Source organism: Kitasatospora sp. NPDC001527 (assembly GCF_040298605.1).
Taxonomy (GTDB): domain Bacteria; phylum Actinomycetota; class Actinomycetes; order Streptomycetales; family Streptomycetaceae; genus Kitasatospora.
In genome coordinates, this window is record NZ_JBEPAM010000001.1 from 280,739 (window position 1) to 301,783 (window position 21,045).

A 21,045-nucleotide genomic window follows, 5' to 3' on the forward strand; every position below is an offset into this window, starting at 1 on the left:
CTCCGGGGCGAAGACGGGGGAGGGAGCGGGACGATGGTCAGACAGGATCCGCCGGCGGGGGTCGAGGCGCAGCTGCTGCCGGAGTTGTTCCGGACGGCCGACCAGGCGTCGCTGTCCGGGCAGCAGCAGACGCTGCGCTGGTACCGCGGGCTCATCTCGATGCTGGTGGTCGCGGCGGTGGTCGGTTCGCTGCCCGGGCCCGACGACAAGGGGGCCTCCGACATCACGCCGCTGTTCTCGGTGGTGGCGTTCCTGGTGGCCGGGTACTTCTGGTCGCGCCTGCGCCGCAGCAATCCGCAGGCGCGGTGGTACGAGGCGCGGGCGGCGGCCGAGTCGGTGAAGACGCTGGCCTGGAAGTACTCGGTGCGGGCCCGGCCGTTCGAGGGCGACGCGGAGTCGGCGGACGTCGACCGGGGCTACCTGCTGCAGGTGGAGGACGTGCTGCGGGCGTTCGAGGACCCGGCGATCGTGCCGCCGGGGTCGGTCGCCGAGATCACCCCGGAGATGCGCCGGGTGCGGGCGGAGTCGCTGACCGCGCGCCGGACGCTCTACCTGCGCACCCGGGTGGAGGGGCAGCGGACGTGGTACCGCTCGCGGGCGGAGTCCTGCGAGTCGCAGGCGGTCACCTGGGGGCTGGGCGTGGCGGCGCTGATCATCATCGGCGCGGCGGCGGCCGTCGCGCAGGCGACCGGCGCGCTGCAGGTGCACGTGTTCGGGGCCACCTCGGCGGCGGCCGCGGCGGTGATCGCCTGGACGCAGCTGAAGCAGCTCCGTCCGCTGGCCGCCGCGTACCAGCTGGCGGCGCGGGAGCTGGAGAACGTCGGCAACCAGCTGTCCGACCTCGACCCGCGGACGCCGGACGCCGAGCAGCGCTGGGCCCGGCTGGCCGCCGAGGCGGAGGACGCGGTGTCGCGCGAGCACACCACCTGGCGGGCGCGGCGGGCCTTCCCGCGCTGAGGCGGGGAGGGCCGGCCGCGCCCGCGCGGTCCGGGTGACGCGCGATCAGGGCTCGCGCGGGACGAGCGGCGCGGCGCGGCCGACCAGGACCGGCTGGGCGCCGGCGGCGGAGCGGCTCGGCGACACCGCGAAGGCCAGCGCGCCGACGAAGATGAAGCAGCCCAGCCCGACCACCAGCGGGAAGACGAACTGCAGCGCCATCAGCCCGTCCTCGACCGTCCGCGAGCTCTGGAGCCGGACGGAGACGGCGGCCATCCCGGTGTAGTGCATCGCGCAGACCGCGATCCCCATGACCGGCGCGGCGGCCAGCACGGCGAGGGTGCCCCGGATGTTCAGCGCGGCCCACAGCGCGGCCGTCGCCGCGAACACCGCGATCCCGACGGAGAGCGCGACGGTGCCCGCGTCATAGCCGACGAAGCCGGGCAGGACCATCGCGGCCATGCCGAGGTAGTGCATCGCCGCGACCCCGAGGCCGGTGGTCAGCCCGCCCGCCAGCAGCGCCGTCCGAGGGTGCGGGCTGTAGCCGACCGAGAACACGCCGATGCCGACGACCACGATCGCGACGAGCAGGCTGAGCAGGGTGAGGTCGGGCCGGTAGCTGATCTCCGCGCCGGTGACGGAGAAGCCGAGCATCGCGATGAAGTGCATCGACCAGATGCCCGCGCCGAGCGAGGCCGACGCGAAGAGCAGCCAGTGGAGGCGGGAGCGGCCGGTGGAGACCAGCGCCCAGCGGGTCGCGCGCAGGGCGACGAAGGCGCCGAGGCAGGCGACGAGGTACGAGGCCGCCGGTGTCACCCAGCCGTGGTCGGCGTGGTGGATCTCGCCCACGAGGGACTCCTGTCGAGGGTTGGGGGAGGAGGGGGAGCACCGACACCAGGGCAGGGCGGACCGGCCGGCCGTGAACCGGGTCCGTGAGGGGGGAGGCCTGGGGTGGGGGGTGCCCTGACACCGCCGGAGAGTAGCTGCTCCCGATGAGTCCCACAATGTGCGTTTTTCTTGTGAAATCGCAGGCCAGGGGTGCCCTTCACGTGATCGGCATGATCTTGGCACCAAGCCCTGACGCACTCTTCTCAAAAGTGCCGGATCCGATTGAAAACGGACGCAACGGGCGGGTGCGACGCGGAGGGCGTGGCGCGGGCGCCGCGGCTGGACGGTCGGTCAGGCGTCCAGGGGCGCTAGGCCGAACGGGTGACCGGCCGGGTCGATCAGCACCTTGAGCGTGCGGCCGTGCTGGTAGGTGGGCTCGGTCGCGCCCAGGGCCAGGGCGCGGGCGGTGGTCGCCTCCAGGTCGTCCACATAGAAGTCCAGGTGGAAGTGCTTGCCGCCGTCCGGCTCGGTCCACGGCTCCGGCCGGTATCCGCTGACCCGGCCGAAGCCGAGCGGGCTGCCGCCCTCGGGGTTGTCCAGGATGGCGAAGTGCTCGTCCACGTGGCGGGTCTCCCACCCGAGCAGCTCGCCGTAGAAGGCGGCCAGCGCGACCGGGTCGGCGCAGTCGATGGTGACCATGGCGAGGCGGGCGAAGCCGGTGTCGTTCTGCTCGGCGGAGTCGACCTTGGTGGCCTGCTCGGCGGCGACGTCGGTCATGTCTGGTCGGCCCTTCTGCTGAGCGGTGCTGCGGCGCCGGGGGCCCGCGCGGATCGGGTCCCAGGACCAGCATCGCACCGGGAGTCACGGAGGGCACGGCCAGCAGGTACGGGGTGGGGGGAGGGGGCAGTCGGGTGGCGGGCCCCAGGCCGCTGACCAGCACAAATCGGTCGGAGTCGTTCCGGATCGCTACACAATCGGCACGCTTTGGGCATCGGCAGCCAAAGATTAGTTGTATAAACTTTTGGTCCAATCGAGGGATTGTGATTCACGGGGGGTTTCTCGATGGCGATCGAGCTTCCGAGTGAAGTAGTGACGCTCCTTGACTTCATCGGCATCCGTTGGCCCGCGGTCAACGAGGACAGGGTCCGTGAGTTCGGTGAGCACGTGAAGGAGTTCGCGAAGGGCCTCGAAGAGGTCCACGCGGACTCCAGCGCGACGATCCATCAGCTGGGCGGCGCCTACGAGGGCGAGTCGTACCAGGCGCTGGCCGCCAAGTGGGCGCTGATGTCCGACAAGCACTTCGACCAGGTGATCCAGGCCGCCCACGTGGTGGCGCAGGCGATGGACATCGCGGCGGACACGATCGTCGCGATGAAGCTGGAGGCGCTGGGCGAACTCATCGTCCTGGCCGCGACGTTCGTCGCCGCCCAGGCCGCCGCGGTGGCGACCCTCGGACTGGCGGAGGTGGGCGCCGTCGCGGCCCAGCAGGCCGCGCGCAAGCTGATGTCCTACCTGGCGCACGAGTTGGAGGAGTACGTCGTCGGCCAGGTGATCGAGGCGGCCGTCAACCCGCTGGTGGAGGTCGTCGCGGAGGCGGTGTCCGGGCTGGTCTTCGAGGCGGCGGAGGCGGCGGTGAACGGCGGTGGGGGCGCGGCCGGCAGCGGGTTCAGGATCAACCCGGCGGCCGTGGAGGCACACGCCCGGGCCCTGCACGAGCAGGCCGAGAAGGTCGCCCAGCACGCGCAGGTCTTCGGCGTCCGGGTCGCGGCGGTGAGCTTCGAGTGAGCGACGCGGTCGTCAAGGCGCTCCAGAAGAGTGCCAAGAAGCTCGGCAAGACCTTGGCCGAGGACATGGGCAAGGCCGCCACCAAGATGTACAAGCAGGCGGGCGACAACCTCACCAAGACCGCCAAGCACCACAAGGACAACGACACCCACAACGCGGACGACTTCGCCAAGAAGGGCGAGGACAAGGCCGCCCCGCCGCCGAAGACGGGCAAGGGCGGCGGGGACGACGGGGCCAAGAATCCGCCGCGGAAGTACTACATCCACGACGACGGCCGGGTCCAGGAGATCAAGAACGGCCAGCTGGTCGACCTGGACGGCACCGACAAGACCATCGGGCCCCTGGTGGACGGGAAGCCCCCCAAGGTCAAGGACGCGGACCCGGACGACCTCAAGGACACGTACCACGCGAAGAAGTACAAGAAGTCCGACAAGGACGACGACGGCCAGCAGAAGCAGGACGAGAAGGTCGTCAGCCAGAAGATCACCCAGCCGACGGAGCTGTCCCGGGCCGTGGAGGAGGCCCGGCGCGCCCAAGGGGACTACGGCGGCAAGAACTACGCCTCGCTCAGGTACCGGGACGAGCACGGCGAGATCATCCTGGTCGGCCGGAGCGACTACGTCCGCAGCCACTCGGAACGGTCGATCGGCAAACCCCTGTTGGGCGGTAGGGAGGCCGGGGTCAGTGAGCTCTACACCGAACGGGCGCCCTGTCAGGCCGGCCCGAACTGTGAGCGCTGGCTGGCCCGCCACTTCGAGTCGCAGAACCCCGACCTGAAGGTCACCCACGGCGTCGACTACGACAACAAGGTGCCCACCAAGGACCGCGACTGGGGTCACCGGGCCTACCTCAACCAGATCGAGCAGGACCACGCCGCAGGCCAATACGGTGGCACGATGGGCACCAAGGACTTCGACGCTCAGGGGCAGCAGGACAAGGCGGCCGCCGAGGCGAAGCAGGCAGCGAAGAAGAAGCCCAAGGGCATGTGACGGGCGAGACCGAAGGATGGATGACTGGTGCTGGTGGGGATTGACTGGCCCGTGCTCGTCGAACGGGCCGCGCCCGGCGATCTGCTGCGGTTCCGGCCCGACGCGGCGGCGCGGATCTGGCCGGACGGCGACGGCGCGCGCTTCGTGACCGAGGTCGGGATCCCGAACTCCCGGGGGCTCTTCCGCATCCTGGAGGAGCTCGCGGACCGGGATCCGGCCAGCCCGGAGACGGCGTTCGAGGACTGGCCGTCCCCCGAGCCGGTCGAAACCCCGCACGGGCTGCTGCAGCCACTGGGGATGCTCTACCAGGCGGTCGTCTTCGTGCACCTCGGCGACGGCACCGTCTGGGCGTCCGACCCGGACTCCGAGATCGAGTACGAGCTGATCCACGGCGACGTCTCCTCGCTGGCCTACCTCGTCTACAAGTTCGAGGTGGAGCGGCCGGACCCGGACGAGCGGCCGACGCCCTACGACTGGGCCGAGATCGAGGAGATCGTCCGCGAGGGCATGGAGCGCTGGGACCCGCTGCCGTTCAAGAGCGAGTTCTGGACGGCGTTCCTCGACTCCTACCCGATGCTGTGAGCCGGCACTGGTAGGTGGTGGTGTCGGTCGACCCGCGAGCGGTCGACGGGGTTCCGTCCGGGGACGGTACGCGATTCTGGGAGGCCTTCATGGACTCCTGCCACATGACATGAGAGGGCCGGTTCGGACGTGAGCGCGGACAGCAGGGACGACGGGCTGGCGGCGGCGCTGGTGGCGCACTTCGGGCCGCGCGGGCTGCGGGCGCTGCCGATCGCGCCGGCCGGGCCGTTGCGGGATCCGGGGCTGCCGTTGCAGGTGGGGCCGTACTTCCGGGCGGCGGAGGAGGCGGATCCGCTGTCGGTGGGCGAGTGCGCGGCCGCGGCGGGGTGGGACGCGGGGGCGGTGGCGGCGCAGCTGCGGATCGGGACGGACGGCGGGGCCGAGCTGTACTTCGCGCCGGACCGGTCGGTGCGGGCGGTGGTGCCGGGGGCCGAGCCGCTCGACCTGCCGGTCGCTCCCGGCGTCGAGGCGTTCGCCGGGGGGCTGCTGCTGCTCGACCGGCTGCTGCCGGCGATCGCCGCGTCGGAGCGGCCGGACGTGGCCCTGGCCGCGTACCGGGAGCTGCGGCAGGGCCTGCTGGCCGTCGACCCGGCGGCGTTCGAGGACCGCGAGGGCTGGTGGCCGCGGGTGCTGGACGATCTGCGGCGCCCGCTGAACATCGACTCCTCGGCGGCCTTCGAGGTGGTCGACGAGCGGGGCGGGAAGCGCGTCGTCACGGAGGTGAGCGGCCCGGGGCTGCTGCACCCGGAGGAGCGGCTCTGGCACCGGCTGCAGGCGGAGGGCGTGGAGCCCGAGCAGGTGGTCCGGGTGTACTGCGAGCTGGAGCCGTGCATGATGCCGGGGCACTACTGTGCGCGCTGGATGGCGCGGGAGTTCCCGCAGGCGGAGTTCACCCACGGCTTCGACTACGGGGCGACGGCCGACTCCAGGGAGAACGGGATCAAGGCACTGATGCTCAGCGTGGCCGAGCGGCGGGGCTGAGGGCGGGCTGAGGGCGGGGCTGAACGGGGAGAGGGAAAGCGGGCGATGGTGCGCGACGGGCGGCGGATGCCGCCGCTGGGGGCGGGGCGCAGGCCGGCCGGGCTGGCGCTGCTCGGGTGGCTGGACGACCCGCGGGCGCCGCGGCTGTGCCGGGTGGCGGGACCGCCGGGGTCCGGCAAGTCGCACCTGCTGGCCTGGCTGGTGCGCGGCGGCACCGAGGGGGAGGCGCCGGGCGGGCGGCGGATCCACGCCGTGCTGCCGGCCGCCGGGGCCACCGTGCGGACGGCCGTTTGGTCGCTGGGGCGCCAGCTCGACCTGGTCGCGCACGCCCCCGGACCGCTGGTCGAGGCGATCGCGGCGGACGGGCGGCCGACGCTGGTCTGCGTCCCCGAGCTGGACCTGGCCGAGGATCCGGCCGCGCTGGTGACCGGGCTGCTCGACCCGCTGCTGCGGCTGCCGGAGGTGCGGCTGGTGGTCGAGGCGGCGACCGGCGGCGCGGCGGCCGGGGCGTTCACCGCCGTACCGGCGCCCGCCGTGCTGGACCTCGGCGACCCCCGGTGGACGGACCCGGCGCGGTTCGCCGCCTGGGCGGCGGAGCGGGGCGGCGACGCGACGGCCTACCCGCTGCCCGGCCGGGTGCTCGGGACGCCCGCGGCGGTGGCCGCGCCCGTCCCGCCGCCGCCCGGGGCCGACCTGCGCTCCCTCGGCGAGGAGGCGCTGTCCGCGCTCTGGACGGCCGTCGCCGCCGACCCCGGCCCGGTGGCCGCCGATCCGCTGCTCTACGCGCTCGCCGGCCCCGTCCCCGTGACGGCGGCCGTCGAACGGCGGGACGACGCGCTCGCCCGGGCCTGGCGGGCCGCCGGTCCGGCGGTCGTCGACGAGCCCGACCCGGCGGTCCGGGCCGCCGTGCTGCGGACCAGGCTGCTGGGCGGGGACACCGCCGCCGCGGCCGCCGCGGCCGTCCTGGCGCAGCTGCCCGCGCCCTGGGCCGGGCGCTGGGCGCGCTGGGAGGGCGTCGACCGGGACCGGCCGGGCCCGGCCGTCGCGCTGACCACCGGGGCGGGGCCGTACCTGTCGCAGCTGCTGGTGGCCGATCCGACCGGCGCGGTGCGCACCTTCGACGCCGCCACCGGCCGTCGCCTGGGCGTCGTGGTGGTGCCCGCCCCGCGCCCGCTGCGGGGGCTGGCGGTGACCGCCGGCGGCTGTGTCGTGCTGCTCGACGCCTGGGGCCACCCGGAGCCGGTCGTCCCGGCCGAGCCCCGGCCCGGGCTGGACGCGTACGGGCTGATGGCGGCGCTGGACGCGGTGCGGTCGGCGGCCGGGGACCTCAGCGCGGTGGCGGCGATCGGCGGGCTGGCCGACGCGGCGCCCGCCTTCGGGGACGCGGACGGCGCCGTGCACTGGACCGAGGACGGCAAGGTGGCCAGCGAGCGGCTGCACCACGGCCCGGTCACCGCGCTGGCCGGGACGGCGCTGGGCGGCGGCCCGCTGTCCGACCCGGAGATCCCGCTGCTGGTGAGCGGCGGCTTCGACGGCGCCGTCCGGCTCTGGGGTCCGCGCTCGGCGCCGATGCCGGAGCCGTCGGACCGGCGCGGCTGCCCGGTGACGGCGGTGGCCGCCGGGGCGACGGCGGCCGGACCGGTGGTGGCGGCGGCCTGGTCGGACGGGCTGGTCCGGGTGCGGGACCTGGCCACCGGCGGGGTGCTGGACCTGCGGACGGGCTCGGAGGTGTGGTCGCTGGCGCTGGCCGGCACCCTGCTGGTGCTGGGCATGCCGGACGGTCTGGCCGCCGTGGACACCCGCCGCTGAAGCCGGTGCCGAACCCGCCGCCGAGCCCGGCGCCGGCCCCGGCCGGGCCCGGATGCGGACGGCCGTCATCCCATTTTCTTTAGCCAGAGTAATGACGTAGGCTAAAGAACATGCCCGAGATGTCCGAGCAGGACCTCGCAGCCATCAGTCAGCTGCGGTCGTCCGCCATGCGCCTCTCCCGTCGACTGCGCCACCAGCGGGTCGAGGAGTCGCTCAGTCCTACCGAGATCGGGGTGCTGGGCACCCTCGCGCGATGCGGGAAGGCCACGCCGGGTGAGCTCGCCCGGAAGGAGCACGTACAGCCGCCCTCGATGACCAGGATCGTCGCGATGCTGGAGGAGAAGGGCCTGGTGCGGCGCGAGCCGCACCCGGAGGACCGCCGGCAGGTGGTCGTCAGCAGTACCGAACAGGCCGAGGCGATCCTGGCGGAGTCCCGCCGGCGCCGCAACGCCTGGCTCGCCGAGCTCGCCCAGGGTCTCGACGAGGAGGAATGGGCGACGCTCCGCGAGGCCGCGCCCGTGCTCTACAAGCTCGCACACCTCTAGGCACAGCGAATCCGGTAGCCGCCGGAGGACGAAGGAGAACCGCATCACCGCAGGACCGATGACCGACACCAGGAGCGCGACGGCCATGCCACCGGCCGTCGCGCCGCGAGGGGAGACCACCGTGACACCGCCGGCCGCAGCCAGCGCCGCCACCCGTACCCGGACCGACGAGCAGACCACCGACCCCGCCGCGGCGAGCGCCGCGGCCGCCGACGCCCAGGCGCCCGCCCCGACGGGGCTGCCCGGCAACGGCGACGACGACCCCGACGAACGCACCGCGGCGGACGATCCCGCCGCTCCCGGCCGAACCCACTCGGCCCACCCGTCGCCCGCCACCACCCTTCCTGGGACGCGCTCCGCGCGGCACCCCTCATCCCCGACCGGCTCGACCGGCCCGACCGGCCCGACCGGCGCCGCCTTCACCCGGCCCGGGGGGATGTTCTCCTCGCTGCGCGTTCGCAACTACCGCTACTACTTCGCCGGCCAGGTGGTGTCCAACACCGGTACCTGGATGCAGCGCATCGCCCAGGACTGGCTGGTCCTGAGCCTCACCGGCAGCCCGCTCGCGGTCGGCATCACCACCGCCATGCAGTTCCTGCCGATGCTGCTGTTCGGCCTGTTCGGCGGGGTGCTCGCCGACCGGATGTCCAAGCGCCGGCTGCTGATCTACACCCAGGGCGCGATGGGACTGCTCGCCGCCGGCCTCGCCGTGCTCACCATCGGCGGCGTGGTGACCCCGTACTACGTGTACGTGTTCGCGCTGCTGCTCGGCCTGGTCACGGTGGTCGACAACCCGACCCGGCAGGCCTTCGTCTCCGAGATGGTCGGCCCGAAGGACCTCGCCAACGCGGTCAGCCTGAACGCCGCCAACTTCCAGACCGCCCGGCTGGTCGGCCCCGCCGTCGCGGGCCTGCTGATCGCCGCGGTCGGCAGCGGCTGGGCGTTCGCGCTGAACGCGCTGTCCTTCGCCGCCGTGATCGGCGGACTGCTCGCGATGCGGCAGAGCGAACTGCGCCCGACCGCGCCGATCGCCCGCGAGAAGGGCCAGTTGCGCGAAGGGCTGCGGTACGTCAAGGAGCGGCCCGAGCTGCTCTGGCCGATGGTGCTGGCCGGCTTCATCGGCACCTTCGGCTTCAACTTTCCGACGCTGCTGGCGGGTTTCGCCTCCGACACCTTCCACGTCGGCGCCGGGCAGTACGGCCTGCTGAACACCGCGATGGCCGTCGGCTCGCTGACCGGCGCGCTGATCGCGGCCCGCCGCGGCGCGCCGCGGCTGCGCCGGCTGGTCGGCGCCGCGCTCGGGTTCGGCGCGCTGGAGGTGGTCGCGGCGTTCGCGCCCGGCTACTGGACCTTCGCGCTGCTGCTCACGCTGATCGGGGTGTTCGGGCTGAGCTTCAACACCTCGGTGAACGCCTCGCTCCAGCTGGCCACCGATCCCGCGATGCGCGGCCGGGTGATGGGCCTGCTGATGCTGGTCTTCACCGGCGGGACGCCGATCGGCGCGCCGGTCGTGGGCTGGGTCACCGCCTCGTACGGGCCCCGGGTCGGGCTGCTGGCCTGCGGCCTGGTCTCGGCGGCGGCGGCCGGTGTGGTCGGCCTGGTGCTGGCCCGCAGCGCCGAGCTGCGGCTGCGGCTGGACCTGCACCCGGGGCGCGGCGGCCGGGTGGTGACGCTGGTACCGCGTGCGGCGGCGAGCGCCAAGCCGGAGCTGGCCACGGCCTGCTGACGGACCGTCGGCCCAGGGGCGCCCTCGCGGTGGCCCCGGGGCCGGCGGCCGGTGTCAGAGCCGGATCGCCAGGATCTGCCCAGGCCAGCGGCCGGCCGGCTGCTCGACCTCGAAGGACTCCGTCTCGGTGAAGCCGAGCGCCCGGTACTGGCCGACCAGCTTGCGGTCGTCCCCGCCGAAGCAGTCCACCCGCAGCAGGCCGATGCCGCGCCGGCGGGCCTCGTCGAGGGCGTCGGCGATCAGCGCGGTGCCGATCCCGGAGCCCTTGCGGCTCCGGTCGGTCACCAGGTTGCGGATGTACAGCTCGGGCTCGTCCACCGGGGTGGCGTACTCGGGGCGCTCCTCGGACAGGACGCAGGAGCCGACCGTCCGCCCCTCCTCGTCGACCGCCAGCCGGATCAGGAACGGCTCGCCGCCGTACCTGCCGATGTGCTCGACGCGGGTGGCGGAGCCGCTGAACGAGTGCTCGCCCCACTGGCGGGTGCGGCCCTGGGCGGCCAGCCAGGCCACCGCGCCGTCGAGCAGGGACAGGATGTCGGGGATGTCCTCGGGACCCCCGTTGCGGATCTTCATGGAAGACCGTTCTAGCCCAAACCGTCGCGCGCGGGAAGATGGCCCCATGAGGCTCTTCGTGGCGGTGCTGCCTCCGGTGGAGGCATTGCAGGGCTTGGCCGACGCGGTGGCCCCCCTGCGCGGGCTGCCGGGAGCGGACCGGCTGCGCTGGACGACGGCGGACGCCTGGCACCTGACCCTGGCCTTCCTGGGCGAGGTGCCGGCCGGGCGGCTGCCGGAGCTGGAGGCCGCGCTGGCCGCCGTCGCCGGGGTGAACCCGGCGCACACCCTGCGGCTGGCCGGCGGCGGGCGGTTCGGTGACCGGGTGCTCTGGGCCGGGGTGGAGGGGCAGGACTGGGCGCTGCGCCGGCTGGCCGAGGCGGTGTACGGGGCCACCGCGGAGGTGGCCGGCGAGACGGACGCGTTCAGCTTCCATCCGCACCTGACGCTGGCCCGGGCCGGGTCCTCGCGCGGCCGCCGCCGGGCGGAGCAGCGGATGGCGGCCGCCGAGCTGGACACCCTGGCCCGGGCGCTGGACGGCTACCGGGGGCCGGAGTGGGAGGCCGCCGAGCTGCACCTGATGCGCAGCGAGCAGGGCGGCGGCCCGGTCCGCCACACCTCGCTGCGCTCCTGGCCGCTGGCCCGCTGGGAGGCCTGACCCGCGCGGCTACCGAGCAGGGCCACCGGCATCGACCCCCGGCCCGGGGCCGGCGGCATCGCGGACGTCGTGGCTTTCCCGGCCTCGGACGGCGCCCGCCGGATCACCGGCCGGAACCCGGACGCCACGGCGGGTCCAACCTCGGCGTCCGAGCGCCGACCGGCCGGGGGTACGCTCGTTGACCGTGGATCCCAAGACTCGAATGCGAATCGTGACCGGCGCCCTGGTACTGCTGCTGGTCGTCGTGCTGATCAGCTCGCTGGTCGGCCGGTAGCCACCGGAGACGACACGGGGAAGGGCCACCGCCCGGAGGCGGTGGCCCTTCGTGCGTGCCCGCGGGGGACGGTCAGAGCCGCTCGACCACGTAGTCGATGCAGACCGTGAGCGCCTCGACGTCCGCCGGCTCGACCGCCGGGAACATCGCGACGCGCAGCTGGTTGCGGCCCAGCTTGCGGTACGGCTCGGTGTCGACGATGCCGTTGGCGCGCAGCGCCTTGGCGACGGCGGCCGCGTCCACCGCGTCGTCGAAGTCGATCGTGCCGACGACCTGGGAGCGCTCGGCCGGGTTCGCCACGAACGGGCTGGCGAACGAGGACTTCTCGGCCCAGCCGTACAGCCGGGACGCGGAGTCGGCCGTCCGGGCGACGGCCCAGTCGAGACCGCCGTTGCCGTTCAGCCACTCCAGCTGGTCGGCCAGCAGGAACAGGGTGGCGATCGACGGGGTGTTGTACGTCTGGTCCTTCGACGAGTTGTCGATGGCCGTCGGCAGGTCGAAGAACGGCGGGATGTACCGGCCGGAGCCGGCGATCTCGGCGGCGCGCTCCAGGGCGGCGGGCGAGAAGGACGCCAGCCACAGGCCGCCCTCGGAGGCGAAGGACTTCTGCGGGGCGAAGTAGTAGACGTCGGTCTCGGTGATGTCCACCGGCAGGCCGCCGGCGCCCGAGGTGGCGTCCACCAGGACCAGCGAGCCCTCGTCGGCGCCGGCCGGGCGGGCGATCGGCATCGCGACGCCGGTGGAGGTCTCGTTGTGGGTGAGCGCGTAGACGTCCACCCCGGCCTCGGCGACCGGCAGCGGGTGGGTGCCCGGGGCGGTCTTGACGACGCTCGGCTCGGCCAGCCAGGGCGCGGCCTTGACGGAGGAGGCGAACTTGGAGGAGAACTCGCCGAAGTCGAGGTGCTGGGACTTCTCCCGTACCAGGCCGAAGGCCGCGATGTCCCAGAAGGCGGTGGACCCGCCGTTGCCGAGCACCACCTGGTATCCCTCGGGGAGGGAGAACAGGCTGCTCACGCCCTCGCGCACACGCTTGACCAGGTTCTTCACCGGGGCCTGGCGGTGCGAGGTGCCGAGCAGGGAGGTCTCGGTCGCGGCGAGGGCACTCAGGGCCTCGGGGCGCACCTTGGACGGGCCGCAGCCGAAACGGCCGTCGGCGGGCTTGATGTCAGCGGGGATCTGGATCTGAGCCACGGGCGCAGCCTACCCGCCGGGGGGTCCGGAATCGACGGCGGTCCGCCCGCTGAGATGCCGTCGACCGGCCCGCGAGCTGCGGAAACAGCGGGTCCGGTTCACATGTCGGACCCGCCGTTCCCGCGACCGTGCGGTGACCTGCGGTGACCTGCGGAGGTCCGGCCGGGTCAGCGCGCGATGGCGTCGTAGCCCTCGATGTCGCGCGGGCTGCGCGCGCCGGGGCCGATGTAGCGCGCGGCGGGGCGCACGAGCCGGCCCGTGCGCTTCTGCTCCAGGATGTGCGCCGACCAGCCGGCCGTCCGGGCGCAGGTGAACATCGAGGTGAACATGTGCGCCGGGACCTCGGCGAAGTCCAGCATGATGGCGGCCCAGAACTCGACGTTGGTGGCCAGCACGCGGTCGGGGCGGCGGTTGTGCAGCTCCTCCAGCGCGGCCTTCTCCAGCGCCTCGGCGACCTCGAAGCGCGGCGCGCCGAGCTCCTTGGCGGTGCGGCGCAGCACCCGGGCGCGCGGGTCCTCGGCGCGGTAGACGCGGTGGCCGAAGCCCATCAGGCGCTCGCCCTTGTCCAGCGCGTTCTTGACCCAGGTCGTCGCGTCGCCGGTGCGCTCGATCTCCTCGATCATGCCGAGCACGCGGGACGGCGCGCCGCCGTGCAGCGGGCCGGACATCGCGCCGACCGCGCCGGAGAGCGCGGCCGCGACGTCGGCGCCGGTGGAGGCGATCACCCGGGCGGTGAAGGTGGAGGCGTTCATGCCGTGCTCGGCGGCGGAGGTCCAGTACGCGTCGATGGCCTTGACGTGCTTGGGGTCCGGCTCGCCGCGCCAGCGGATCATGAACCGCTCGACGACGGTCTCGGCCTTGTCGATCTCGCTCTGCGGGACCATCGGCAGGCCCTGGCCGCGGGCGGACTGGGCGACGTACGAGAGTGCCATGACGGCGGCGCGGGCGAGGTCGTCGCGGGCCTGCTCGGCGTCGATGTCCAGCAGCGGCTTCAGGCCCCAGACCGGGGCGAGCATGGCGAGCGCGGACTGCACGTCGACCCGGATGTCGCCGGAGTGCACCGGGATCGGGAACGGCTCGGCGGCCGGCAGGCCGGGGTTGAACTTGCCGTCGACCAGCAGGCCCCAGACGTGGCCGAAGGAGACATTGCCGACCAGGTCGTCGATGTCGACGCCCCGGTACCGCAGAGCGCCGCCTTCACGGTCGGGTTCGGCGATCTCGCTCTCGAACGCGACGACACCTTCGAGCCCGGGTACGAAGTCGGACATGCACGGCTCCTTCAGTTCTGCGATCGGCGGCCGCCGTGGTGGGGAGGCACGCCTCTGACCGAATGGTGATTGGCACTCGGTGCCAGGGTGACAGGCACGGGGTGCATTGCGCCATACACCACGGTGGTGATGTTTTCCCGGGGCCCGCTTGACTTTTCGCCCGGGAACCGGTCGCACCCGGCGGATCCGCGGAGCGAAGGGCACGATCACGGACGAATCACCGTACGCCGGGCGGCCTGGCGGTGGCGAGTCACCTTATCTCCCACCGGGGTTTGTCCGGAGGTAGCGGTGCCGGTTGCTTGTCGTACGGGATGATGTTGACGTGCAGACCCCGGACCGCGCCCAGTCGACGCCCCTGACCCCAGCCACCCGGATCCTGGCCGACGAGGCCCGCCCCGGACCGGACCTCACCGTGATGCGCAAGCACTACGCGCACGAGGGCCTGGTCGAGGAGGAGCTCGCCGCCGAGCCGATCGGCCAGTTCACCCGGTGGTTCCACGAGGCCGACGAGGCGGGGGTGGTGGAGCCCAACGCGATGGTGCTCTCCACCGCCGACGCCCAGGGGCGGCCCAGCGCGCGCACCGTGCTGCTCAAGGCGTTCGACGCCCGCGGCTTTGTCTTCTTCACCAACTACGGCTCCCGCAAGGGCACCGAACTGGCCGCCAACCCGCACGCGGCGCTGCTCTTCCCGTGGATCGCGCTGGCCCGCCAGGTGATCGTCCAGGGCCGGGTGGAGAAGGTCGGCCGGGACGAGACCGCCGCCTACTTCCGCACCCGCCCGCACGGCTCCCAGCTCGGCGCCTGGGCCAGCGAGCAGTCCAGCCCGGTCGCCTCGCGCGAGGTGCTGGAGCAGCGCTACGCGGACCTGGAGCGGCGCTACCCGGAGGGCGAGGGGGTGCCGGTGCCGCCGTTCTGGGGCGGCTACCGGGTGGTGCCCGCCAGCGTGGAGTTCTGGCAGGGGCGGGAGAACCGGCTGCACGACCGGCTGCGCTACCTCGCCGACCCGACTGCCCCGACGGGCTGGCAGGTGGAGCGGCTCTGCCCGTGAGGCGGGCGCGGCACTGCCCCGAGGGCCCGGCGGGGGCTGCCCGCGGGCCGGGCGCGGCGCTGCCCGCCGGGGCGCCCGGGGCCGCCCGCGCTCCCGGCCCGCACGTTCCCGACCTGCGGCGTCGAGGCACGGGGCCGCACTTGTGACGACCCTGCGACAACTTCCCGCGTCCACCGGCTGACCCGCCGTCACCCCGCCAGTATGGTGAAGACGTTCACCGTATCGGTGGGGGGTTGTTGGGTGCGGCCGTACTTCTTCTTCAGCTACGCGCGGCGGGACCAGATGGTCGGTGGCGCCTTCGTCGACCAGTTCTTCACCGACCTGCGGGACGAACTGGCGCGGATCGAGCCCGAGGCCGGACCGGGCGAGCTGGCCTACCGCGACACCGAGCGGCTGCGGGTCGGCGACGACTGGGAGCGGCAGCTGTCCCGGATGGTCGGCTCCAGCCGCACCATGGTCGCCCTCTACTCGCCGGCCTACTTCGCCAGCGACTACTGCGGCAAGGAGTGGACCGCCTTCGACGCCCGCACCCGGCGCCACGAGGAGCAGACCGGCGACAGCGTCCCGGCCCTGATCCCCGTGCTGTGGGAGCCGCCGCCGGAGGACCTGCCCGCGGAGGTGCGGCGGATCCAGTACATCCAGCACGACTTCGGCGCGGAGTACGCCACCGGCGGGCTGCGCCACCTGCTGCGCACCGACCCGCACGGCACGGCGTACCGCCTGGTGGTGCGGGTGATCGCCGAGCGGGTGCGGGAGGCCGCCGGCTGGCGGGTCACCGAACTGCGGGACCTCGACCTCGGCCGGGTGGAGGGCTGCTTCCCGGTGCCGGAGATCGCCCCGGTCGCCGTGCGCAGCAGCCTGGTCCGGCTGTTCGTCGCCGCCCGCTGGTCCGGGGACCACCGGTCCGCCGCAGCCGCCGCGGCGACCGGCGACCGCGTCCCGGCGCAGCGCTCCGAGGGCACCGCGGCGGTGGGGGCGGACGACGCGGACGGCGCCGACGCGCGGTACCGCGGCGGCTGGTACGGGGCGCACCCCCGGGACTGGGCGCCCTACCACCCGCCGCGGCTGCCCTCGCTCGCCGTCCAGGCCCAGCAGGTGATCACCCGCGCCGGGCACAGCACCAGCCTGGAGACGGTCGGCCCCGACCTCGGCGAGGCGCTCGACCGGGCCCGGGAGAACAACGAGGTCAGCGTCCTGCTGGTGGACCCGTGGGCGGCCGGGCGGGACCCCTACCGGCAGGCGCTGCGCGACTTCGACCGGCAGAACCACCCGGTCACCGCCGTCCTGCTGCCCGACAGTTCCGAGGACCCTCCGCCCGGTCCGGCGCGCGCCCGGCTCTGGGAGGGGGTGCGCGAGGTGTTCGCGCGCACCTGGTTGCACCGCTCCGGACCCGAGCCGCTCTTTCGCGTCCACGTCCGGCGGGAACGTTTCGAGCGTGAGCTGCTGTCGACGGTGACCGTGGCCCAGAACCGGCTGCTGGACCAGATCGACGACGACCCGGTGACGGCCCGCGCCCAGTTCGGCCTCGGCCCCGACCCGCGGCCGATGCCCGGCCTCACCATCCCCGCCTGGCCGCCGCCCGCCCGGTCGCGGCCGCCGGAGCCGCCGGACCCGCCGGAGCCACCGGAGGACCCGCCGGCCCAGGCGGGTCCGCGCGTACCGCGCCCGGGGAGCACCCCGGGCAACGGGGCCGCCCCGGGGGCACGGGCGGTCCGGCGTGAGGAGACCGTGCCCCCGGCCACCCGGGCGCCCAGTGAAGGAGAAGCGGACCGATGAGCCCCGAGCACGCCGCCCTCGCGGACCACGGGTCCGCCGCCCTGGCGACCCCCGCCACCGGCACCGTCGTCACCTTCTACTCGTTCAAGGGCGGCACCGGCCGCACCATGGCGCTCGCCAACCTGGGCTGGATCCTGGCCAGCCAGGGCCTGCGGGTCCTGGTGGTGGACTGGGACCTGGAGGCCCCCGGCCTGCACCGGTACTACCACCCGCTGCTGGTCGACCCCGAACTCCACGCCACCGACGGCCTGATCGACATGCTGCGGGCCTACGTCGACGAGGCGCTGCCCGGCCCCGACCGCCCCGGGCCCGGCCCGGACCCCCGGGAGTGGCTGGCCGCCCCGGGACGGCTGGAGCAGTACCTGTGCGGCCTGGCGCTCGACCTCCCGGACGGCGGCCGCCTCGACCTGATGCCGGCCGGCCGGCAGAACGCCGCCTACTCGGCCGCCGTCACCAGCTTCAACTGGCGCAGCTTCTACACCCGCGCCGACGTCCGCGGCGCCGAGTTCCTCTACGCGCTGCGCGCGCAGTGGACCGCCGCCTACGACTACGTGCTGATCGACAGCCGCACCGGCGTCAGCGACACCTCCGGCATCTGCACCGTGCTGATGCCCGACACCGTCGTGGACTGCTTCACCCTCGGCGCCCAGAGCATCCGCGGCGGCGTCGACGCGGCCCGCGCCATCGTCGACGCCGACGAGCGCGAGATCCGGGTGCTGCCCGTCCCGATGCGCGTCGAGGACGCCGAACGCGCCGGGCTCGCGGCCGGCCGCGACCTCGCCCACGACGCCTTCGACCCCTACCTGGGCCGCTGGCTCGGCGCCGAGCGCCGCGCGGAGTACTGGCGCGACGTCGAGGTGCCGTACAAGCCGTTCTACGCCTACGAGGAGGTGCCGGCCACCGTCGTCGACCGGCCGCAGCAGGGCCGCAGCCTGCTCGCCGCCTTCGAACGGCTCGCCGACTGGCTGACCGGGGGCCGGGTCCGCGAGCTGCGCCCGGTCCCCGACCAGGCCCGCCGCCAGCTGTACGCGGCCTACCTGCGCAAGGGCCGCACCCGCTCCCGCCAGGTGTACGTCAGCTACGCCCCCCGGGACCGGGTCTGGGCCGAGTGGATCACCGAGACCCTGCGCGGCTTCGGCTACGTCGCCACCCTGCACAGCGCCGCCGTCCCGCTCGACGCCGGCCCGCCGCAGTCCGGCGCGCTGCCCGAGGCCGCCGGGCCGCTGGACGGCGACGGCCGGCTGCTCGCCCTGCTCACCGCCGACTACGCCGGGCTGCCGCGGGCCCGGGAGATCTGGCGCCGGTTCACCGCCCAGGACGCGACGGGCGACTCCGGCGGTCTGCTGGCGGTGCGGATCGGCGCGCCGGAGCAGTCGGAGCCGCCCCAGTTCGCCGGGCTCCGGGCACTGGAGCTGGCGACCGGCTCGGCGCAGCGGGCCGAGGCGCAGCTGTTCGAACTGATCGGTCCGCCGCCCGGCGCCGGCCGCTGGATGGACTCCGGCGAGTTCACCGTGCCGCGCCCGCCGCGCTTCCCGGACGGCCGCCCCGCCGTCCAGGAGCTCCCGCCCAGGCTGCCCACCTTCACCGGCCGGATGCGGCTGCTGGAGGCCGTCCGCGACGGTTTCACGGCCGGCGCGGACGCCTCGCCCGTGCAGGTGCTCTACGGGATCGGCGGCGTCGGCAAGTCGCAGGCCGCGATCGAGTACGCGCACCGCTTCGCGGCCGGGTACGACGTGCTGTGGTGGGTGCCCGCCCAGCAGCCCGCGGTGATCCCGCAGAAGCTCGCCGAACTCGCCCCCGGCCTCGGCCTGGAGAGCGACGGTGACGTCACCCGCACCGCGCGCGCCGTGCTGGACGCGCTCGGCAGCGGACGGCCCTACCGCCGCTGGCTGCTGCTGTTCGACAACGCCGAGGACCCGGAGCTGCTGGACCCGTGGCTGCCCGCCGCCGGGCGCGACGGCCACGTCCTGGTGACCTCGCGCGACCGGCGCTGGTCCCGCCGGCCCGGCCGCACCGAGGTGGAGGTGTTCGACCGGGCCGAGAGCGTCGAACTCGTCCGGCACTTCAACACCGGTGTCGAACGGGCCGACGCGGAGCGGATCGCCGAGCTCCTCGGGGACCTGCCGCTGGCCGTCGGCCAGGCCGCCGCCTGGCTGCAGGAGACGCCGATGCCGGCCGCCACCTACGCCGACCTGCTCGACGAGACGCTCACCGACATCCTCGACCGGTCGGTGCGCTCCGGTTCCGACGGCCCCGCGTTCGGCGGCACCGGTGCCGGCCGGGCCGTCGAGGAGGGACCCAACGCCACGGTCACCGCCGCCACCTGGCGGATCGCCGGCTCCGACCTGCGCCGGATCAACGCCCCGGCCGCCCGGCTGCTGGAGATCTGCGGCTTCCTCGGCCCGGACGCCATCCCGATCGGCCTGCTGTACAGCCCGCCGGTGATCGAGGCGATCGGGCTGCCCCCGGGGACCTCGGACCACCGGCTGGCGGTCGGCGACATCCTGCGGACCGTCAACCAGTTCAACCTCGCCCGCTACGACCAGGGCGCCGGCACGCTGGTGGTGCACCGGATCGTCCAGGCGCTGCTGCGCGAACAGGTCGGCGAGGCGGACCGGGACCGGGTCCGCGGCGTGGCCCACCGGGCCCTCGCCCTCGCCGACCCCGGCGACCCCGACGCCCCGCACCACTGGCCCCGGTACGCCGAACTGCTGCCCCACCTGCGCCCGTCCGGCGCGGACGAGTCCACCGACCCGGCGGTGCGGCAGTGGATCGTCAACTCGGTCCGCTACCTGTGGCAGCGCAGCCTCCACGACGCGGGCCGCGAGCTGGCCGAACGCGTCCTCGCCCGCTGGCGGGAGATCGGACCGCGGGGCACCGGCCCGGACGTGAAGGTGCAGCTGCTGCGCGTCCAGCTCGGCAACATCCAGCGCACCCAGGGGCTGGTCCGGGAGGCGTACAGCACGGACCGGGACGCGTTCGAGCGGCTGACCGTGCTGCTGGGGCGCGAGCACCAGGAGACCATCCCGGCCGCGATGAGCCTCGGTGGGGACCTGCGCCACCTGGGCCGCTACCGCGAGGCCCGGGAGCTGGACGAGGAGACGCTGGCCGTCGCCCGCCGGGTGCTGGGCCCGGACAGCCGGCGCAGCCTGATGGCGGAGAACAACCTGGCCGTCTCCATCATGCTGGCCGGCGACTTCGCCGGGGCGCTGGCCGTCCACGAGGTGCTCTACCACCGGAAGCTGGAGGTGTTCGGCAAGCGCAGCCCCTACACGATCCTCGGCGGCGTCGTCCTCGGCCTGGCGCTGTGCGAGACGGGGCGGCTGGAGGAGGCGCTGTCCCGGCTGGACAAGGCGGTGCGCCGCAGCCGGCAGGCGCTCGGGGAGGACCACGACGAGACCCTGCGCGCCCGCCGCTTCCGCTGCGCCGTGCTGCGCCGGCTCGGCCGGCTGCCGGAGGCCCTGGGGGAGATCGAGGACGTCCACCGGCAGCTGACGGGGCGCTACGGCGCGGACCACCCGGGCACGGCCGCCGCCGCGGGGAGCTTGTCCGCCACGCTCAGCGCGCTCGGGGACACCGAACAGGCCGTGGAGCTCGCCGAGGAGGCGTACCTCTACCAGCGCGACCACCTCGGTGCCGGTCACCCCATGGAGCGGGTCGCGGCGGGCAACCTGGCCGTGGCGCTGCGCCGGGCCGGGCGGACCGAGGAGCCGCAGGCGCTCTCGGGCAAGGTGCTGGAGGACCTGACCGGGCTGCTGGGCGAGCACCATCCGTACGTCGGGACCGCCCGGCTCAACCGGGCCAACGACCTGGCGCGCGCCGGAAGGCCCGCCGAGGCCCTGCCGCTCGCGGAGTCGGCCGCGGCGCTGCTCACCGAGCGCTTCCACCCCGACCACCCGGACGTGCTGGCGGCGACCGCGAACGTCGCCCTGGCGCTCGCCGCGGTCGGCGAGAGCGCGCGGTCGGCGGAACTGCGGGTGCGGACGCTGGTCCGGGCGCGGATGGTCCGGTACCTGGGGGACGGGCACCCGCTCACCGAGGCGATCCGGATGGGGGAGTGGCTGGACGTCGAGACGGAACCACCGCTGGTGTGAGGA

Annotated in this window: 17 protein-coding genes; 12 read left to right on the plus strand and 5 right to left on the minus strand. The window is 74.3% G+C overall.

The features are described 5' to 3' along the window. Positions 1-33: 33 nt before the first annotated feature. Positions 34-957, plus strand: a complete 924-nt coding sequence (locus ABT238_RS01260; protein ID WP_350558272.1) for a DUF4231 domain-containing protein — start codon at positions 34-36, stop codon at positions 955-957. Positions 958-1,002: 45 nt separating this feature from the next. On the opposite strand, the gene ABT238_RS01265 is transcribed toward ABT238_RS01260, so the two are convergent. Both ABT238_RS01265 and ABT238_RS01270 read right to left on the minus strand, forming a co-directional pair. After that, entirely contained in the window at positions 1,003-1,785 is a 783-nt protein-coding gene (locus tag ABT238_RS01265) for an MHYT domain-containing protein (RefSeq protein ID WP_350755163.1), read from the minus strand. Between the two features lie 330 nt (positions 1,786-2,115). Continuing rightward, positions 2,116-2,541, minus strand: coding sequence for a VOC family protein (locus ABT238_RS01270; protein ID WP_350558266.1), 426 nt, complete (start codon positions 2,539-2,541; stop codon positions 2,116-2,118). A gap of 312 nt (positions 2,542-2,853) precedes the next feature. On the opposite strand from ABT238_RS01270, the gene ABT238_RS01275 reads away from it, so the two are divergent. The 7 genes from ABT238_RS01275 (at position 2,854) to ABT238_RS01305 (ending at position 10,181) form a co-directional block, all read left to right on the plus strand. After that, a complete protein-coding gene (locus tag ABT238_RS01275; protein ID WP_350558263.1) occupies positions 2,854-3,549 on the plus strand; it encodes a WXG100-like domain-containing protein in 696 nt (231 codons plus the stop codon). Beyond that, positions 3,546-4,538, plus strand: coding sequence for a nucleic acid/nucleotide deaminase domain-containing protein (locus ABT238_RS01280; protein ID WP_350558260.1), 993 nt, complete (start codon positions 3,546-3,548; stop codon positions 4,536-4,538). The genes ABT238_RS01275 and ABT238_RS01280 overlap by 4 nt, the downstream gene beginning before the upstream one ends. A gap of 27 nt (positions 4,539-4,565) precedes the next feature. Then, positions 4,566-5,120: an SUKH-4 family immunity protein gene (locus ABT238_RS01285; protein ID WP_350558257.1), complete on the plus strand. Its 555-nt coding sequence runs from the start codon at positions 4,566-4,568 to the stop codon at positions 5,118-5,120. A gap of 129 nt (positions 5,121-5,249) precedes the next feature. Beyond that, positions 5,250-6,101 (plus strand): nucleic acid/nucleotide deaminase domain-containing protein, encoded by an 852-nt coding sequence (locus ABT238_RS01290; RefSeq protein ID WP_350558254.1) that lies wholly within the window; start codon positions 5,250-5,252, stop codon positions 6,099-6,101. 45 nt (positions 6,102-6,146) lie between these two features. Then, a complete protein-coding gene (locus tag ABT238_RS01295; protein ID WP_350558251.1) occupies positions 6,147-7,910 on the plus strand; it encodes a hypothetical protein in 1,764 nt (587 codons plus the stop codon). Between the two features lie 110 nt (positions 7,911-8,020). Next, positions 8,021-8,455, plus strand: coding sequence for a MarR family winged helix-turn-helix transcriptional regulator (locus ABT238_RS01300; protein WP_350558248.1), 435 nt, complete (start codon positions 8,021-8,023; stop codon positions 8,453-8,455). Between the two features lie 58 nt (positions 8,456-8,513). Continuing rightward, complete coding sequence (locus ABT238_RS01305) at positions 8,514-10,181, plus strand: MFS transporter (protein ID WP_502891384.1); 1,668 nt, start codon at positions 8,514-8,516, stop codon at positions 10,179-10,181. Positions 10,182-10,235: 54 nt separating this feature from the next. On the opposite strand, the gene ABT238_RS01310 is transcribed toward ABT238_RS01305, so the two are convergent. After that, entirely contained in the window at positions 10,236-10,754 is a 519-nt protein-coding gene (locus ABT238_RS01310) for a GNAT family N-acetyltransferase (RefSeq protein ID WP_350558245.1), read from the minus strand. Positions 10,755-10,800: 46 nt separating this feature from the next. Between ABT238_RS01310 and thpR the strand changes: the two genes are divergently transcribed. Continuing rightward, a complete protein-coding gene (gene thpR, locus ABT238_RS01315; protein ID WP_350558242.1) occupies positions 10,801-11,391 on the plus strand; it encodes an RNA 2',3'-cyclic phosphodiesterase in 591 nt (196 codons plus the stop codon). 346 nt (positions 11,392-11,737) lie between these two features. Here thpR and serC read toward each other — a convergent pair whose 3' ends face one another. Together serC and ABT238_RS01325 are read right to left on the minus strand one after the other, a co-directional pair. Then, positions 11,738-12,856, minus strand: coding sequence for a phosphoserine transaminase (gene serC, locus ABT238_RS01320; protein ID WP_350755165.1), 1,119 nt, complete (start codon positions 12,854-12,856; stop codon positions 11,738-11,740). Positions 12,857-13,023: 167 nt separating this feature from the next. Then, positions 13,024-14,124: a citrate synthase 2 gene (locus ABT238_RS01325; protein WP_350558236.1), complete on the minus strand. Its 1,101-nt coding sequence runs from the start codon at positions 14,122-14,124 to the stop codon at positions 13,024-13,026. 415 nt (positions 14,125-14,539) lie between these two features. Between ABT238_RS01325 and pdxH the strand changes: the two genes are divergently transcribed. The 3 genes from pdxH to fxsT all read left to right on the plus strand — a co-directional run bounded on the left by pdxH (position 14,540) and on the right by fxsT (position 21,042). Next, the gene (pdxH, locus tag ABT238_RS01330; RefSeq protein ID WP_350559189.1) at positions 14,540-15,172 is read left to right on the plus strand and encodes a pyridoxamine 5'-phosphate oxidase; all 633 of its coding nucleotides are present in this window, start codon (positions 14,540-14,542) and stop codon (positions 15,170-15,172) included. Between the two features lie 201 nt (positions 15,173-15,373). After that, on the plus strand, positions 15,374-16,948 hold the full coding sequence (locus ABT238_RS01335) for a TIR-like protein FxsC (RefSeq protein ID WP_350755167.1): 1,575 nt from the start codon (positions 15,374-15,376) through the stop codon (positions 16,946-16,948). Beyond that, on the plus strand, positions 16,945-21,042 hold the full coding sequence (gene fxsT, locus ABT238_RS01340; RefSeq protein ID WP_350755169.1) for an FxSxx-COOH system tetratricopeptide repeat protein: 4,098 nt from the start codon (positions 16,945-16,947) through the stop codon (positions 21,040-21,042). The genes ABT238_RS01335 and fxsT overlap by 4 nt, the downstream gene beginning before the upstream one ends. The last annotated feature ends 3 nt before the right edge of the window (positions 21,043-21,045 follow it).

Coding starts and splice junctions, on each gene's coding strand:
- ABT238_RS01260 (WP_350558272.1), top strand. CDS start 34: ATGGTCAGACAGGATCCGCCGGCGGGGGTCGAGGCGCAGCTGCTGCCG.
- ABT238_RS01270 (WP_350558266.1), bottom strand. CDS start 2,541: ATGACCGACGTCGCCGCCGAGCAGGCCACCAAGGTCGACTCCGCCGAG.
- ABT238_RS01295 (WP_350558251.1), top strand. CDS start 6,147: ATGGTGCGCGACGGGCGGCGGATGCCGCCGCTGGGGGCGGGGCGCAGG.
- ABT238_RS01300 (WP_350558248.1), top strand. CDS start 8,021: ATGCCCGAGATGTCCGAGCAGGACCTCGCAGCCATCAGTCAGCTGCGG.
- ABT238_RS01305 (WP_502891384.1), top strand. CDS start 8,514: ATGACCGACACCAGGAGCGCGACGGCCATGCCACCGGCCGTCGCGCCG.
- ABT238_RS01310 (WP_350558245.1), bottom strand. CDS start 10,754: ATGAAGATCCGCAACGGGGGTCCCGAGGACATCCCCGACATCCTGTCC.
- thpR (WP_350558242.1), top strand. CDS start 10,801: ATGAGGCTCTTCGTGGCGGTGCTGCCTCCGGTGGAGGCATTGCAGGGC.
- ABT238_RS01325 (WP_350558236.1), bottom strand. CDS start 14,124: ATGTCCGACTTCGTACCCGGGCTCGAAGGTGTCGTCGCGTTCGAGAGC.
- pdxH (WP_350559189.1), top strand. CDS start 14,540: ATGCGCAAGCACTACGCGCACGAGGGCCTGGTCGAGGAGGAGCTCGCC.
- ABT238_RS01335 (WP_350755167.1), top strand. CDS start 15,374: ATGGTGAAGACGTTCACCGTATCGGTGGGGGGTTGTTGGGTGCGGCCG.
- fxsT (WP_350755169.1), top strand. CDS start 16,945: ATGAGCCCCGAGCACGCCGCCCTCGCGGACCACGGGTCCGCCGCCCTG.